The 15,448-nt window shown below is 63.3% G+C and carries 10 protein-coding genes and 2 pseudogenes; 5 read left to right on the forward strand and 7 right to left on the reverse strand.

All coding sequences use genetic code 11. The features are described from left to right. Positions 1 to 88 precede the first annotated feature (88 nt). From NLY42_RS29535 to NLY42_RS29550, 4 genes are all read right to left on the reverse strand, one after another. Positions 89 to 3,226 carry an efflux RND transporter permease subunit gene (locus NLY42_RS29535; protein WP_023754045.1) on the reverse strand — a complete coding sequence of 1,046 codons (3,138 nt, stop codon included), beginning with the start codon at positions 3,224 to 3,226 and terminating at the stop codon, positions 89 to 91. A 248-nt stretch (positions 3,227 to 3,474) separates the two neighbouring features. Next, on the reverse strand, positions 3,475 to 4,614 hold the full coding sequence (locus tag NLY42_RS29540; RefSeq protein WP_023754044.1) for an efflux RND transporter periplasmic adaptor subunit: 1,140 nt from the start codon (positions 4,612 to 4,614) through the stop codon (positions 3,475 to 3,477). 58 nt (positions 4,615 to 4,672) lie between these two features. Further along, complete coding sequence (locus NLY42_RS29545) at positions 4,673 to 5,278, reverse strand: TetR/AcrR family transcriptional regulator (RefSeq protein ID WP_023668564.1); 606 nt, start codon at positions 5,276 to 5,278, stop codon at positions 4,673 to 4,675. A gap of 153 nt (positions 5,279 to 5,431) precedes the next feature. Beyond that, the gene (locus tag NLY42_RS29550; protein ID WP_023754043.1) at positions 5,432 to 7,072 is read right to left on the reverse strand and encodes an acyl-CoA synthetase; all 1,641 of its coding nucleotides are present in this window, start codon (positions 7,070 to 7,072) and stop codon (positions 5,432 to 5,434) included. A gap of 190 nt (positions 7,073 to 7,262) precedes the next feature. Between NLY42_RS29550 and NLY42_RS29555 the strand changes: the two genes are divergently transcribed. From NLY42_RS29555 to NLY42_RS31870, 5 genes and pseudogenes are all read left to right on the forward strand, one after another. Then, the gene (locus tag NLY42_RS29555; protein ID WP_023754042.1) at positions 7,263 to 8,234 is read left to right on the forward strand and encodes a sugar-binding transcriptional regulator; all 972 of its coding nucleotides are present in this window, start codon (positions 7,263 to 7,265) and stop codon (positions 8,232 to 8,234) included. 94 nt (positions 8,235 to 8,328) lie between these two features. Continuing rightward, positions 8,329 to 10,383: a bifunctional aldolase/short-chain dehydrogenase gene (locus NLY42_RS29560; protein ID WP_023709180.1), complete on the forward strand. Its 2,055-nt coding sequence runs from the start codon at positions 8,329 to 8,331 to the stop codon at positions 10,381 to 10,383. Between the two features lie 214 nt (positions 10,384 to 10,597). Then, positions 10,598 to 10,932 (forward strand): annotated as a pseudogene (locus NLY42_RS29565) (D-alanine--D-alanine ligase A); the annotation flags it as partial. Between the two features lie 94 nt (positions 10,933 to 11,026). Beyond that, the gene (locus NLY42_RS29570) at positions 11,027 to 11,287 is read left to right on the forward strand and encodes a ribbon-helix-helix domain-containing protein (RefSeq protein ID WP_023704832.1); all 261 of its coding nucleotides are present in this window, start codon (positions 11,027 to 11,029) and stop codon (positions 11,285 to 11,287) included. Continuing rightward, positions 11,280 to 11,450: pseudogene (locus NLY42_RS31870) on the forward strand (type II toxin-antitoxin system RelE/ParE family toxin); the annotation flags it as partial. The gene NLY42_RS29570 and the pseudogene NLY42_RS31870, both read left to right, overlap by 8 nt. A gap of 182 nt (positions 11,451 to 11,632) precedes the next feature. Here the strand turns inward: NLY42_RS31870 and NLY42_RS29580 are convergent. The 3 genes from NLY42_RS29580 to NLY42_RS29590 form a co-directional block, all read right to left on the reverse strand. Next, positions 11,633 to 12,685, reverse strand: a complete 1,053-nt coding sequence (locus tag NLY42_RS29580; protein WP_023692173.1) for a substrate-binding domain-containing protein — start codon at positions 12,683 to 12,685, stop codon at positions 11,633 to 11,635. Between the two features lie 46 nt (positions 12,686 to 12,731). Then, entirely contained in the window at positions 12,732 to 13,727 is a 996-nt protein-coding gene (locus NLY42_RS29585; RefSeq protein ID WP_023687048.1) for an ABC transporter permease, read from the reverse strand. Between the two features lie 74 nt (positions 13,728 to 13,801). After that, complete coding sequence (locus tag NLY42_RS29590; RefSeq protein ID WP_023754041.1) at positions 13,802 to 15,313, reverse strand: sugar ABC transporter ATP-binding protein; 1,512 nt, start codon at positions 15,311 to 15,313, stop codon at positions 13,802 to 13,804. Between the last annotated feature and the right edge of the window lie 135 nt (positions 15,314 to 15,448).

The following is a 15,448-nucleotide window of genomic DNA, read 5'->3' on the forward strand; positions in this document are numbered from 1 at the left end:
CCACCGGCAAGGAGAAAGCCAGAACGCCGCACGTCAAGCGTACGGCGTTCCAGCATTTTCCAAGGAAGATCCTGTGCCCCAGCAGCGCCTACTCGGCGGCCAGCGCCAGTGGCGGCCTGTCATTGTCCTGCACGGCCTCATCAGCCGGCTTCCTGCCTTTCTTCGGCTCGCGGCCGAAGAACAGCGCGTAGCCTGCCGGCAGCACCAGGATGGTGAGTACGGTGGCGACGAGGATGCCGCCCATCATGGCGTAGGCGAGCGGTCCCCAGAACACCGCACGCGAGATCGGGATCAGCGCCAGCACCGCCGTCATCGCCGTCAGCACGATCGGCCGGAAACGGCGCACGGCCGAGCCGATGATGGCCTCCGATCGGTCCATCCCCCTGGCGATGTCCTGATCGATCTGGTCGACCAGGATGATCGAGTTGCGCATGATGATTCCGAGCAGCGCGATGACACCAAGGATGGCGACGAAGCCGAACGGCGCGCCGCTGATCAACAGAGCCGCCGCCGCACCGATGATGCCGAGCGGACCGGTGGCCAGCACGAGCATCGCCTTGCCGAAATGCTGCAGCTGGATCATCAGGAGCACGACGATGACGGCCAGCATGATCGGCGCCTTGGCGGCAATCGAGGCCTGGCTTTCGGCGGAATCTTCCGCACCGCCCTGGATCTCGATCTTGTAGCCGGGCGCCAGGCCGGCGCGCATGCCCTGCATGTCATTGTAGAGCTTGGTGACGACGTCGTTCGACTGCACGCCATCCGGCAGCGTGGCGCGCACCGAGATGGTCGGCAGGCGGTCGCGCCGCCATTCGACGCCCTGCTCGAGCACCGGCACCACCTTGGCCACCTGCGACAGCGGCACGAAGCCGCCGAAATCGGTCGGGATATAGACCGAGTCGACCGAGGACAGCAGGCTGCGGCTGGCGTCCGGTTCGCGGGCGACGATGGAAACCGTCTCCTCGCCATCACGGAAGTCATCGAGCGGCGCGCCGGACATCGCTGCCTGCAGCATCTGGCGGATGCGCTGCGAGGTGACGCCAAGCGCACGGGCGCGGTCCTGGTCGATGACCAGCTTCATCGCCGGTACCGGCTCCAGCCAGTCGTCATGGACGGCGCCGAGGAGCGGATTTTCGGCGAATTTCGCCTTCACCTGGTCAGCTATGCGGCGCACCTCCTGGCGGTCCGGACCCATGATGCGCATCTGCACCGGCCAGCCGGTCGGCGGGCCGAGGAACAGACGGTCGACCTTGGAGCGGATCGAAGGGAAATCCTGCGCCAGGACTGAGCGCAGCTTGAGGATCAGCCGCTCACGTGCCGGCTCGTCATTGGCCATCACCAGAAGCTGCGCATAGTTCGGATTGCGCAATTGCTGGTCGAGCGGCAGGAAGAAGCGCGGCGCGCCTTCGCCGATATAGGTGGCGATGAAGCGCTTGTCCTTGTCGTCCATCATCCGGGCTTCCAGCGCTTTGGCCTGCGTCTCGACCTCCTTGATCGAGGTTCCCTCAGGCAACCAGAGATCGACGAGGATTTCCGGCCGCGAGGATTGCGGGAAGAAGTTTTGTGGGATGAACTGGAACGCCCACAGGCTGGTGGCGAAGGTGACCAGCGTCATCACCAGAACGATGATGCGGTGGCGCACCGCCCAGCCGACCGTGGCGCGCAGCCGCCGGTAGAAGCCGGTGTCGAAGGCGTCATGATGGTTGCCGGCGTGTTTGCGCTGCTTGAGGATCATGTAGCCCAGCCACGGCGTGAAATAGACGGCGACGAACCACGACACGACCAGCGCGATGCCGACCACATAGAACAGCGTGCGCACATATTCGCCTGCGGTCGAGGCGGCGAAGCCGACCGGGATGAAGCCGGCTATGGTGATCAGCGTGCCGCTCAGCATCGGGAAGGCGGTCGAGGAATAGGCGAAGCTCGCCGCCTCGATCTTGACCAGCCCCTCCTCCAGCTTGCGCTCCATCATCTCGACGACGATCATGGCGTCGTCGACCAACAGCCCGAGCGCGATGATCAGGGCGCCGAGCGAAATGCGCTGCAGATCGATGCCGAGCTCGTACATGATGGCGAAGGTGGCGGCCAGCACCAGCGGAATGGCAATGGCGATGACCAGGCCGGAACGCCAGCCGATCGACAGCAGCGAGACAGCAAGCACGATCAGCAGCGCCTCGCCGAGCGCCTCCATGAACTCGTTGACGGCGTCCTTGACAACCTCGGGCTGGTTGGAGATCTGGTCAACCGCAACGCCGTAGGGCAGCGCTTCCTCAAAGCGCTTGTAGGTCGCCTCGACATCCGTGCCGACGTCCCTGACGTTAAAACCCTTGGCCATGACGACGCCGACCTGGACGCTTTCGTGGCCGTTGAAGCGGTACTTGCGCTGATAGGGATCTTCGAGACCGGAACTCACGGTGGCGATGTCGCCAAGACGTGTCACCTGACCACCGGCGCGCAGGCGCAATTCCCTGATGTCGGCAGCCCTGGTGACATCGCCCTCGACCGAGATGCGCACCGAGCGCAGGCCGGTGTCGACGGAGCCCGCCGGATCGACATTGTTCTGGCCCTTGATGGCGTTCTGCAGGTCGGTCAGCGTCAGGCCGCGTTCGGCCAGGGCCTTGGACGAGACGTCGATATAAAGCTTCTCCGGCTGGTCGCCGATGATGACGGCCTTCTCGACGCCCGGCGTCGTCAGCAGCATGTCGCGAGCCTGGGTGGCGAATTTCTTCAGCTCCGGATAGCTGTAGCCGTCGCCGCCGATCGAGTGCAGGGTGATGAAGGTGTCGCCGAACTCGTCGTTGAAATAGGGCCCGAGCAGGCCTTGCGGCAGGTCGCCGGAGATGTCGCCAACCTTCTTGCGCACCTGGTAGAAGGCGTCCTTCACCTCCTCTGCATTGGTGTCGCCCTTGATCTGGACGGTGATGATGGCGCTGCCGGCGCGGGTGTAGGAACGGACGAAGTCGAGGTGCGGCGTTTCTTGCAGCTTGCGCTCGATCTTGTTGACGACCTGGTCTTCCATCTCCTGGATCGAGGAGCCCGGCCAGATCGCCTGGACGACCATGACGCGGAAGGTGAAATCGGGGTCTTCCTTCTGGCCCATGCGCATCAGGCCGAGCGCGCCGGCAATGATGATCAGACCGAACAGGAAGCGCGCGATCGAGGGATGGCCGATGGCCCAGCGCGAAAGATTGAAAGGCTGCTTTTCAGTGCTGTCGGTGGCGGTCATCGGCGTCAGTCCAATTCGTTGATCGTGCGCGCATACGCTTTGCATGCAGCTAGGATATTCCGATGCTGGCTTCCGGGCGGCGAGGCTTTCCGAGCGGAGAGACACTCATCGCGGTGGGACGCGCGGATCGATGCGGAGGAACTCGATCTTGGCGTCTCGACCATCGGGCGCTCGCCGCCCGGAAACCCTGAATTCGCTTGCCCAGCCCTTTCGCCGAAGCGACGATCAAGCCGGCTTCATGCCTGCGGTCAGCGCAGGGCCTTTGCGGCATCGCCTTCCGCAGAGGCGGCCTGGACCGCATCGCCGGTCAGCTTGACCTTGAGATTCTCGGTCATGAACTGGGTGCCGGCGGCAACGACGACATCCCCCGGCTTGAGCCCGTCGGCGACGCTGACGCCGTCGGCGGTGAACTCCGCAACCTTGACCAGGCGCTCGTGCACCGTCTCGCCGGCGCGGTCGACGGTCCAGACAATCTTGCGACCATCCTTTTCCGCAATCGCGCTGAGCGGGATCGACACCATCTCCTGCTTCTTGGCCACCGAGGCCTCGATGTTGGCGGTCATGCCGAGCAGCACGCGCGGGTCGTCGGGCAGCGAGACGCGGACGGCAAAGGTGCGCGACTGCTGGTCGGCGCTGCCGGCGACTTCACGCACTTTGCCGGAGAGCGCCAGCGCGTCATCGGACCAGAAGCTGGCCTTGACGTCCTTTCCCGGCTTGAAGGCGGCGATGTCCATTTCGGGAACCGCGATCAGCACTTCCTTTTCGCCGTCGACGGCAACGGTCATCACAGGCGTTCCGGCGCCGACCACCTGGCCGACATCGGCCGAGACCGCCGTGACGATGCCGTTCTCGCTCGCCTTGAGATCGGTGTAGACGACCTGGTTCTGCGCCTGGGCAAGGGTAGAGCGGGCGGCATCGCGCGTCGCTACCGCCTGGTTGTAGCTCAGCGTCGCCTGTTCGAGCTGCGACTTGGAGGTGAAGTTCTTGGCAAAAAGCTGTTCGGCGCGCTTGCGGGACAGATCGACCGTCTCGACCTGCCGCTCGGCGGCGTCGAGGCTGGCCTTGGCGCTCTTGACCGACAACTCATAGTCCGTGGGATCGATACGGGCTAGCACATCGCCTGTCGTCACATGCTGGCCGATGTCGACCAGACGCTCAGTGACCTTGCCCGAGATGCGAAAGCCGAGGTTCATTTCGGTACGGGCTCGCACCGAGCCGGAATAGGTGAGTTCGCGACTCTTTTCGGCCTGGCCGATCTCGACCACCTTGACCGGACGGATGATGTCCTGGACCTCGGTCTTCTCCTGGCTGCAGGCGGCGAGCCCGAGCGTGGCGACGATCAGGCCGGCGACCGGCAGCTTGCGGATGATGGAACTGGACAAAGACACTTTCGTACTCCCGACTGGAGATGAACGGTCGACACCGGCGCCCGGCGGGCGGCGGCTATTACTTCAGAGCCTTGATCGCGTAATCGATGAGATCGTCGGGCATCGCCCGATTGGTCTTGGCAAGGCACTGCGCCACCATTTGCGGGTGGCACAGAATGACGGTGGCGGCGCCGAAGCAGCGCGATGCGATGACCGGATCCTGGTCGGCAAACTCGCCGGCCTCGATGCCCTCGCGGATGACCTCGGCAAACAGGTCGTGAATGCTGTCGATATGCTTGTCGATGACGCCCCAGTCGCGCTCGAGCGCGACGATGACCATTTCGTGGACCTTCTGGTCGTCGAGCATGACTTCCAGCGTCATCTTGTACTGCGCATGCACGTAGCGGCGCAGCCGCTCCTCGGCGCTGATCGGCAACCGGGAAATCTCGTAGGCCATGTTGTAGCTGGCGAGGAGCATGCGGCCGCAGACGGCCTGGTGGATTTCGACCTTGGAGGCGAAGAAACGGTAGATATTGGCCGGCGACATGCCGAGTTCGCGGGCGATGTCGGCGACATTGGTCTTGCCGTAACCATAGTGCCGGAACAGGCGTTCGGCACAGTCGAGAATGCGGGTGACATTCTCCTGGCGGGTGGAGTCGGCCATTATGCTGGCGGCTTCGGACATGGCTCTCTGTCGATTTATGAGTGACGAATTTCAACTTTCGTCAGTCGTAAATCGAAAAGAGGGAAGTGTCAATGCGAATTCGACGTACGCGTATAATTTGGTGACAGAGGGTGTGCGCGAACTCGACCTTGCGCGTGCCGTTGCGCTCTGGAACTAAGATCCCTTCGCCATTTCCCGCAGCTGAAACTTCTGGATCTTCCCCGTCGATGTCTTCGGGATCTCGGCAAAAATCACCGCCTTCGGCACCTTGAAGCGGGCGAGCAGCGCGCGGCAGTGTTCGATGATCTCGGCCTCGCTTGCCACCTTGCCGGGCTTCAGCTCGACATAGGCGACCGGCACCTCGCCCCATTTGTCGTCTGCCTTGGCGACGACGCCGCAGGACGCCACGGACGGGTGTTTGTAGAGGGCTTCCTCGACCTCGATCGATGAAATGTTCTCGCCGCCGGAGATGATGATGTCCTTGGAGCGGTCCTTGAGCTGGATGTAGCCGTCGGGATGCATGACGCCGAGGTCGCCGGAGTGGAACCAGCCGCCGGCAAAGGCCTCTTCGGTCGCCTTCCTGTTCTTCAGATAGCCCTTCATGACGATGTTGCCGCGAAACATGACCTCACCGATCGTCTCGCCGTCGGCCGGCGTCTTCTGCATCGTCCCCGGGTCCATCACGGTCAGGCCTTCGAGTGCGGCATAGCGCACGCCCTGCCTTGCCTTCTTCTGCGCCTTCGATCCCTTGTCTAGATCGTCCCACGCGTCGTGCCATTCGTTGACGACCGCCGGGCCATAGGTCTCGGTCAGCCCGTAGAGATGGGTGACGGCAAAGCCGGCATCGGCCATGCCCGACAGCACCGCTTCCGGCGGAGGTGCTGCCGCCGTATTGAAGGTCACCGTCTGGGAGAACGTCCGCTTGTCTTCGTCCCTGGCGTTGATCAGCACCGACATGACGACCGGCGCACCGCACAGATGGGTGACGCCGTGGTCGGCGATGGCATCGTAGATCGGCTTCGACCGCACCCAGCGCAGGCAGACATGGGTGCCGGCCTGGACGGCCAGCGTCCACGGGAAGCACCAGCCATTGCAGTGGAACATCGGCAGCGTCCACAGATAGACGGCGTGCTTGGCCATGCCGGCATGGATGGTATTGGTGTAGGCCATCAGGGCAGCGCCGCGATGGTGGTAGACGACGCCCTTCGGGTTACCGGTGGTGCCCGAGGTGTAGTTGAGCGAGATGGCGTCCCATTCGTCGTCGGGCATCGACCAGGCGTAGCCCTCGTCACCGCCGGCGACGAACCCCTCATAGTCGATCGCGCCGATGCGCTCGCCCTTCGGATAGGGTGCATCGCTGGCATAGTCGGGATCGTCATAGTCGATGACCAGCGGCTTCACCTTGGCCAGTGCCAGTGCCTGTTTGACGACAGCAGCGAATTCGCGGTCGACGATGAGCACCTTGGTCTCGGCATGGTCGAGCTGGAACGCGATGACGGCGGCATCGAGCCTTGTGTTGAGCGAATGCAGCACCGCTTTGGCCATCGGCACGCCGAAATGCGCCTCCAGCATCGGCGGCGTGTTCGACAGCATCACCGTGACGGTATCGCCCTTGCCGATGCCGCGCTTCGACAGCGCCGAGGCGAGCTTCAGCGAGCGCTGCCAGAAGGTGCGATAGGTGATGCGCTGGCTGCCATGGATGATGGCGACATGATCGGGATAGGTGCTTGCCGCCCGCTCCAGATAGGTGAGCGGCGTCAGCGGCTGATGGTTGGCGGCGTTCTTGCCGAGATCCTGCTCGTAGGGACTGCCCATCCCGTGCTCCCCGAATTTTCATTGTTGAGAACTTCTAACCACAGGTTCCCGCCACGTCACCATCGGCGATTCCCGACCGGGCACATTTGGCGCAATGATCGTCCAGATTCGATGGCCAAAAAGGTATCGTGTACCCACGCCAATTTGACTTTTGTCGAGAGCCGTGAATAATGTCAGCCGAGGAGACGGCATGGCGATCCGACCGGCAGAACAGCTTATCCACAAGGCCGCATGGCTCTATTATGCCCATGGCCTGCGCCAGGACCAGGTCGCCAGCCAGCTTAACATCTCCCGCGCCTCGGTCGCCATGTATTTGCGCAAGGCGCGCGAGACCGGCATCGTCAACATCTCGACCTCGACGCAGCTGTTCACCGACGACGTATTGGCACGCCAGCTCGAGGACGCGCTCAAGCTTGATGCGGTGTGGATCGCGCCGGAGAATGCCTATGTCGTCGACCCTTCGACGGACGTTGCGGTGCTGGCGGCGGGCGTCTTTCTCGAACTGGTCAAGAAGGGCGACCGGATCGGCGTCGCCTGGGGCCGCACCGTCTACACTATCGCCGACGTCATGTCCTATGCCGACCTGCAGGACGTCACCGTTGTGCAGCTCTGCGGCAATCTCGGCGCGCCCTACTCCTACCGTCCCGACCAGTGCACGATGGAGATCGCCCGGCGGCTCAACGCCAAGGGCCTCAATTTCTACGCGCCGCTGGTGCTGACGACAGAATTGCTGGCGCATGGGCTGCGCGCCGAACCGGTGATCCGCGAACAACTGGCCGATATTGCCAACTGCGATCTGGCGCTCTATTCGGTCGGCACCGTCGACGCCGACAGCCATGTCGTCAAATGCGGCGCGCTCAGCCCCGGCGAGATGGGGCTGTTGCGCGAAGCGGGCGCCGCCGGCGTCGTTGCCGGCCAGATCATCGATGCCACCGGCAAGGCGCTCGACTGCAGCTACAACCGCCGCGTCATCTCGGCCTCGCTGTCGTCACTGCGCCAGATCGAAAAGCGGCTGATGGTGGTGCAGGAAGACAGCAAGTTCGAACCGCTGCTCGCCGCGCTCGCCGGCGGACTCTGCACGCATCTCGTCGTCGGCGCCAGCATGGCGCGGCGGCTGCTCGACCATGCCGGAGCCAGTGCGGGGGCAAAAAAGGCTTCCTGACCAACGAAATCCCAGCAGCAGGCGCATTGTCATCAAGGCGTCGCGGCACTCCTGTTCACAGCAACATCAAAGACAGCAAAGCGGACATAGCGACATGAAGAACCTTTGGAATGACGGCGACGCGGAAAGACTGGTTGCCGACTATGCGAAAAAGGGCGTTGCCCGCGACCTCGCGCTGCGCGTCTACACGACCCGGCTGCTCGGCGGCGAGCCGCGGCTGGTGCTGCATGGCGGCGGCAACACCTCCTGCAAGACCAAGGCCACCGATCTCGTCGGCGACGAATGGGATGTGCTGTGCGTCAAGGGCAGCGGCTGGGACATGGGTGTGATCGAGCCGCAAGGCCTGCCGGCGGTCAAGCTCGGCGCGCTGCTGAAGGCGCGTGCGCTGGCCAGCCTCGCCGACGAGGACATGGTGGCGCTGCAGCGGGCGAACCTCATCGACCCCGCCTCCCCCAATCCATCGGTCGAGACGCTGCTGCACGCCTTCCTGCCGCATAAATTCGTCGACCACACGCATTCGACCGCGATCCTCGCCATCGTCGACCAGGCGGACAGCAAGCCGCTGATCAAGACCGTGTTCGGCGACAAGATGGGGTACGTGCCCTACATCAAGCCGGGCTTCGACCTCGCCAAGGTGGCCGCCGATGTCTACGACGCCGACCCCAGCGTCGAAGGCCTGATCCTCGACAAGCATGGCATCTTCACCTTCGGCGACGCTGCGAAGCAGGCCTATGACCGCATGATCCATTATGTGAACGTGGCCGAAGACTATGTGGCGAAGAACGGCAAGCCGAAGGCAGCGAAAGCCGCACTGCCGGCCAAGCTCGCAACGCCGGCAGCGATCGCGCCGATGCTGCGTGGCGCGGTGGCGGTGGCGCGTGGCGAAGGCCGCTTCGACCGCATGATCAGCGACTTCCGCACCTCGGATGCCATTGTCGATTTCATCAATTCGGCCGGCATTGCAGACTATGCCGGACGCGGCGTGTCGACGCCCGACCTGTCGATCCGCATCAAGACCGGACCGATGGCGGTTCCGGCGCCAGACGCCGACAAGATTGGCGACTACAAGGCCGTCATCAAGAGCCATGTCGACGCCTTCGCCAACGACTATCGCGCCTATTTCGAAACCAACGATGCGCTGGACGACGTCCAGCGCACCATGCTCGACCCGATGCCGCGGCTGACGCTGGTGCCGGGCCTCGGCATGTTCGGCCATGGCCGCACGCTGAAGGATGCGAAGATCGCATCTGATGTCGGCGAGATGTGGATCGAGGCGGTGCGCGGCGCCGAGGCCGTCGGCAGCTTCCATCCTCTATCGAAGGCCGACCTCTTCCCGCTGGAGTACTGGTCGCTTGAGCAGGCCAAGCTCGCCTCCAACAAGCCGAAGCCGCTGACCGGCCAGGTGGTGCTGATCACTGGCGGCGCCGGCGCGATCGGTGCTGCGACGGCAAAACTGTTCGCCGCCAATGGCGCGCATGCCGTCGTCGTCGATCTCGATGCGGCCAGGGCGGCCGAGGCGGCAAAGGCAGCCGGCAACAATTCGATCGGCGTCGGCGCCGACATCACCAACCCGGCCGAGCTGCGCGCCGCCTTCGACAAAGCTGTCGCTGTCTATGGCGGCGTCGACATTCTGGTCTCCAACGCCGGTGCCGCCTGGGAAGGCCGCATCGGCGAGCTCGACGATGCCCTGCTGCGCAAGAGTTTCGAGCTCAACTTCTTCGCCCACCAGTCGGCGGCGCAGAACGCGGTGCGCATCATGCTGGAACAGGGCACCGGCGGTGTGTTGTTGTTCAACACCTCCAAGCAGGCGGTCAACCCGGGTCCGAAATTCGGCGCCTATGGTGTGCCGAAGGCGGCGACGCTATTCCTGTCCCGGCAATATGCGCTCGACTACGGCGCGCACGGCATCCGCTCCAATGCGGTCAACGCCGACCGCATCCGCTCCGGCCTGTTGACCGACGCCATGATCGCCAGCCGTTCCGGCGCGCGCGGCGTGTCGGAGAAGGAATACATGTCGGGCAATCTGCTCGGACAGGAGGTGACGGCAGAAGACGTGGCGCAGGCCTTCCTGCACCAAGCATTGGCCGAACGCACCACCGCCGATGTGACGACGGTCGACGGTGGCAACATCGCCGCAGCGCTGCGCTAGACATAGACCTGGAGCGGTTCATCGTTCACCAAAACGACGAACCGCTCTCCCACCTGAAGGACTCCAGGCGGAGAACTGCTTTTGCAGGTCGTGCTGAAAAACTGCTCGAACTGGTCAAAATCCACTCCAATCCTTGGCCTATTGCTCGACCACTTTAGGGCGCGCCTTGTGTTTCGCATGCGAGCTCCGACCCTGATCCTTGGTGGAGTTGTCGATGGCTGCGAAGAGACTTCGTGTCGGCGTGCTGTTCGGCGGGCGCTCCGCCGAGCATGAGGTTTCGCTGCTTTCGGCAACCATGTCATGCGTACTCTGGATCGGCGAAATACGACTCCGTTCCCACCTTCGTCACCCGCGAAGGCCAATGGCTGCTAAGCGATTTCAAGGACGGCGCGCTGGCGACACCGTCTGATGGGACGCAGCTTTGCCTGCCGCCGGGCGGGCATGGCGGATGCTGGCGATCCCGCCAAGGGCGCCGCATGACCTGCCTGCCATCGAATATGGTGTTCCGGTGCTGCACGCCTGCATGGCGAGGACGGCGCGGTGGCTGGTGCGCGTCGGGCGGTCATGATGCAGGGGCATATTCCTAACAGATATTGTTAGATCTTGTTGGCTGCATTATAATGTGGGTATGAAAAACGAACCTATGCGCACCCTCACCATATCCCTTACCGCGCAGCAGATAGCTCGCCTGCAAAGCGCTATCGAAGGTGGCGGTTATGCTTCCAACAGCGAGATTGTCCGCGACGCCCTGCGCTTATGGGAGCAGCGCGAGGAATTGCGCACGCTCGAACTCCAGCACTTGAAGCGGGCCTATGCCGACGGGATGGGCAGCGGCAAGCCAGTGGCTGTCGACCACACCGAGTTCATTCGCAGCCTGAAGGCAGAACGCCGCGCCCGTGGCTAGCCATCGGCTCACACCGCGCGCTTCGCAGGATTTGCGAGACATCTGGCACACCATCGCCGCCGACAATGAAAAGGCAGCAGACAGACTGTTGATGCGCATTTTCGAAAGACTGGAGCTGGCGGCGCAGCACCCCAAGATGGGCAGCGCACGGCCCGAGTTAAGCGCAACGGCCCGCGTGCTCGTCGAAGGCCGTTATATCATCATCTACGAGCCGCAGCCCGATGGTGTCTGTGGCGATTGTCCACGGGATGCGCGATCCAGACCATTGGTTGTAGGCCGGCAGGCTTACGATCAATATGAAAAGAGCGGCCCATGCCGCCCTTCGCATCTATCAGACGACCGATCCTACTTCGCGTTCGGGTTCGGCATCCAGGCCGGCATGGCGACATCGGCATGGGCGAATTGCGGCAGCTTGGCCGACAGGTCCTCCATGTTCTTGATGTCCTTGTCGATCAGGTCCTTCTGGGTGATCAGCGTCGGCGGCACGATGACGTTGTGGCCGGGATCTTCACCGGCGAGCAGCTGCGCCAGCGCGCGCACCGAGACCTGGCCGACGACGGCAGGGTTGGTGGCGGCGGTGGCGGCCCAGGCGCTGTCGGTCTCGCGCATGGCCGCGATGTCCGAGGTAGAGATGTCGGCGGAGTAGATCTTGATCTTCTTGTTCAGCCCCGCCTCGTCGACGGCGATCTTCACACCCTTGGCGAACTCGTCATAGGGCGCGAACATCACATTGATGTCGGGATGCGCCTGCAGCACCGACCGCGCCTGGTTGGCGACCGAGTTGGCGATCGGGTTGTCGAGCGTGCCGAACATCGCGACTTCCTTGATGCCGGCATGTTTCTTCTTCACGTCGACCCAGGTCTCGTTGCGGCGGTCGAGCGGCGCGATGCCAGCGACATAGACATAGCCGGCGTTCCAGCTCTCGCCATTGTCCTTGACCGCCTGCTCGAGCGCCAGGCGCGCAAGGTCCTTGTCGGACTGTTCGATCTGCGGGATCTTGGGGTTTTCGACATTGACGTCGAAGGCGACGACCTTGATGCCGGCATCGACCGCGCGCTGGGCGGCGTCCTTCATCGATTCCGTCAGCCCGTGCTGGATGATGATGCCCTGCACGCCGAGTGCGATGGCCTGGTCGACCATGTCGGATTGAAGGGCGGCGTCCTGGCGGCTGTCGAGCACGCGCAGATCGATGCCGAGCGCCTTGGACTGGGACTCGACGCCCGAGAGATAGGCCTGGAAGAAATCGCCGGTCGAGAGATAGCGCACCAGCGCGATCTTGACGCCGGGCTTGTCGAACGGCGCCGGCTTGTCGGCGGCAAAGGCCGGGACCTGCATCAGCATTGTTGCGCCGGCCAATCCGAGCGCGACCTTCCCCAAAAGTCGTCTTGTGATGTTCACGTTCTTTCCTCCGTTTGTTGAACCCAAAACTGTCCCGGCAGCCATTCTATCTCCTGCCCCGGCCGGAAAGGGCGAAGGTAAAGACAAGGGCGACGACGAGAACCACGCCCTTGACGAAATCCTGCGTGTAGTAAGGCGCGTTCATCATCGTCAGGCCTTGCAGCAGGATGCCGACGAACAGCGCGCCGATGGCGGTGCCGAAGGCGTTCGGCTTGGCGGCGCCGAGCACCGCGTAGCCGATCAGCGCCGCGGCAACCGCATCGAGCAGCAGATTATTACCCGACGCGATGTCACCGCGTCCAAGCCGTGCGGCCAGCAAAATCCCGCCGATCGAGGCAAAAACTCCTGAAATGACGTAGGCCCAGATTTTGTATGCCTTGACAGGCGCGCCGGCGAGTTCGGCGGCCCGTTCATTGCTGCCCACCGCATACATCATGCGGCCGAAGCGTGTGTATTCGAGGAAGAACCAGATCAGCACGGCGAGCACGATCAGCACGACCACCGAGACCGGAATGAGGTTCGGGATGAAGAAGTCGAAGCGGTGGCGGCCGAGCGCCAGGAAGGCGTCGGAGAATTTGCCGTTGGCGACCGAGCCGTCCGGCATTGTCATACCGGTGGCGATGGAGCGTCCTTCAGTCGGGATGCGCTGGAGGCCGACGAGCAGGAACATCATGCCGAGCGTCGCCAGCAGATCGGGCACGCGCATATAGACGATCAGCCAGCCATTGATGAGGCCGACAAGGGCGCCGATGAGCAGGCAGATGAGGACAGCGACGACAACGTTCTGCTCCAGCACCACCATGACATAGGCAGCCGCCATCATGGCCGATGTGGCAACCGAGCCGATCGAGAGATCGAAGCCGCCGACAACCAGTGTGGCGGTGACGCCCAGCGCCAGCACGCCGGTGATGGCGACCGACTGGAAAATGAAGACGGCACTTTGCGGCGAGACGAACCCGTCGGCGGCGATGGCGAAATACGCGATCAGCCCGAACAGAAGCACGATGAACCCGTAGCGGATAGCGTAATCGCGCAGCATCATTCAGCGCCCGCCGTCAATACCCAACTCAAACCCGTGCACTCCATTCCAACCCTCAGTTCTTCAATCATCGTGGCTCAGGCCGCACTGTGCAACGGCCCGCCCGCGACTTCGGCCAGCAGACGGTCGAGATCGACATCGGCGTTGCGGTGTTCGCCGACGATGGTCTGCTCGGACATCACCAATATGCGATCGGCCGTCTCCAGTGCCTCGTCGAGTTCGGTGACGAACAGCAGCGTGGCGCGGCCATTGGCGCTGGCCCTCAGCTTGGCGGCGATGTCGCGCCTGGCGGAGATATCGACGCCCTGGAACGGTTCGTCGAGAATGAACAATCGGGCGTCCTGCGCCATCCAGCGGGCCACCATCACCTTCTGCTGGTTGCCGCCCGACAGAGTGGTCATGTCGCCCTTCTCCGAGCGGCAGACGATGCCGAGATCCTCGATCTGCCGGCGGGCAATAGTGCGTTCAAGGCCGCGTTTGAGAACTGAAAAGCGCGACATGCGCTTGTGGAAGGGCAGGCTGATGTTTTCCTGGATGTTGAAGCCGCCGACGATGCCGTTTTCGCCACGGTCCTTGGCGACCAGAAATACGCCGGCGGCGATGGCTTCGCCCGTCGACCCAGGCGCATAGGGCTTGCCATATAAAGTCATCGTACCGGACAGCGGCTTGCGCAGGCCGAACAGCGTCTCGGCGAGCGCTGTCTTGCCGACGCCGACGAGGCCGGTAATGGCAACGACCTCGCCGTCGCCGAGAGTCAGCGAGAATGGCCGGGCACCAGGGGCGATGCGGAAGGCAACGACGGTCAGGATCGGCTCGGCAGAACTCCTGGCTTCGATGCGGTCAAGATGGATCTTGCGGCCGAGCATGGCGTTAACGGCGCCCTCATAGTCGAGAGGCTTGCTATCGAAGACGCCTGAGATGACGCCATCGCGCATCGAGACGATGCGGTCGGCCAGCCGCCTGATATCCGACATGCGATGCGAGATGTAGAGGATGGCGACGCCCTGCTCGCGCAAGCGGTCGAGCAGCGCAAACAGCCGGTCGGCCTCGGCGCTGGACAGCGACGAGGTCGGCTCGTCGAGGATCAGCACTTTCGGCTGGTGCGCCATGGCGCGCGCGATGGCCACCATCTGGCGATCGGCCAGCGACAGGTCGCTGATGCGGGCCTTGAGGTCGATGGCGAGCCCCATGCGGTCGGCCACCGCTTTGGCTTCGCGGCGCACCCGGCCGGGGTTGAACAGCAGCGGCGCGCCCTTGCCGCTCAGCCGGTCGAGCGTCAGATTGGTGGCGACATCGAGATCGGCGACGACGCCGTCATTGATGTTTTGGTGCACGGTAACGACACCGGCGCGGATCGCCTCTGCCGGCGTGTTCGGCGCAAAGTTGCCGCCAGCGAGGTGCATGATGCCGCCGTCATGGTCGTAGACGCCGCTGATGATTTTGACGAGGGTGGACTTGCCGGCGCCATTGGCGCCCATCAGCACAGTGATCTCACCGGCATGCAATTCGAGCGAGACGCCGCCAAGCACCTCGATATGGCCGAAGGATTTCCTCAGCCCGTCCACTCGGAACACGGCATCATTGCCCATTCGTTCCTCCCTGACGATGACGCTATGGGCTACGTCATCAATTGTCAACTCGATTGACAATTGCCAGTCAGCTTCCTAGCTTGGCCTCACCGCCATCGCTCCACTATGATTGGAGCGAGCAAGCGGGAGGGTGAG

This window comes from Mesorhizobium sp. C372A (genome assembly GCF_030323245.1).
Lineage (GTDB): Bacteria > Pseudomonadota > Alphaproteobacteria > Rhizobiales > Rhizobiaceae > Mesorhizobium.

Coding starts and splice junctions, on each gene's coding strand:
- NLY42_RS29535 (WP_023754045.1), bottom strand. CDS start 3,226: ATGACCGCCACCGACAGCACTGAAAAGCAGCCTTTCAATCTTTCGCGC.
- NLY42_RS29545 (WP_023668564.1), bottom strand. CDS start 5,278: ATGTCCGAAGCCGCCAGCATAATGGCCGACTCCACCCGCCAGGAGAAT.
- NLY42_RS29550 (WP_023754043.1), bottom strand. CDS start 7,072: ATGGGCAGTCCCTACGAGCAGGATCTCGGCAAGAACGCCGCCAACCAT.
- NLY42_RS29555 (WP_023754042.1), top strand. CDS start 7,263: ATGGCGATCCGACCGGCAGAACAGCTTATCCACAAGGCCGCATGGCTC.
- NLY42_RS29560 (WP_023709180.1), top strand. CDS start 8,329: ATGAAGAACCTTTGGAATGACGGCGACGCGGAAAGACTGGTTGCCGAC.
- NLY42_RS29570 (WP_023704832.1), top strand. CDS start 11,027: ATGCGCACCCTCACCATATCCCTTACCGCGCAGCAGATAGCTCGCCTG.
- NLY42_RS29585 (WP_023687048.1), bottom strand. CDS start 13,727: ATGATGCTGCGCGATTACGCTATCCGCTACGGGTTCATCGTGCTTCTG.
- NLY42_RS29590 (WP_023754041.1), bottom strand. CDS start 15,313: ATGGGCAATGATGCCGTGTTCCGAGTGGACGGGCTGAGGAAATCCTTC.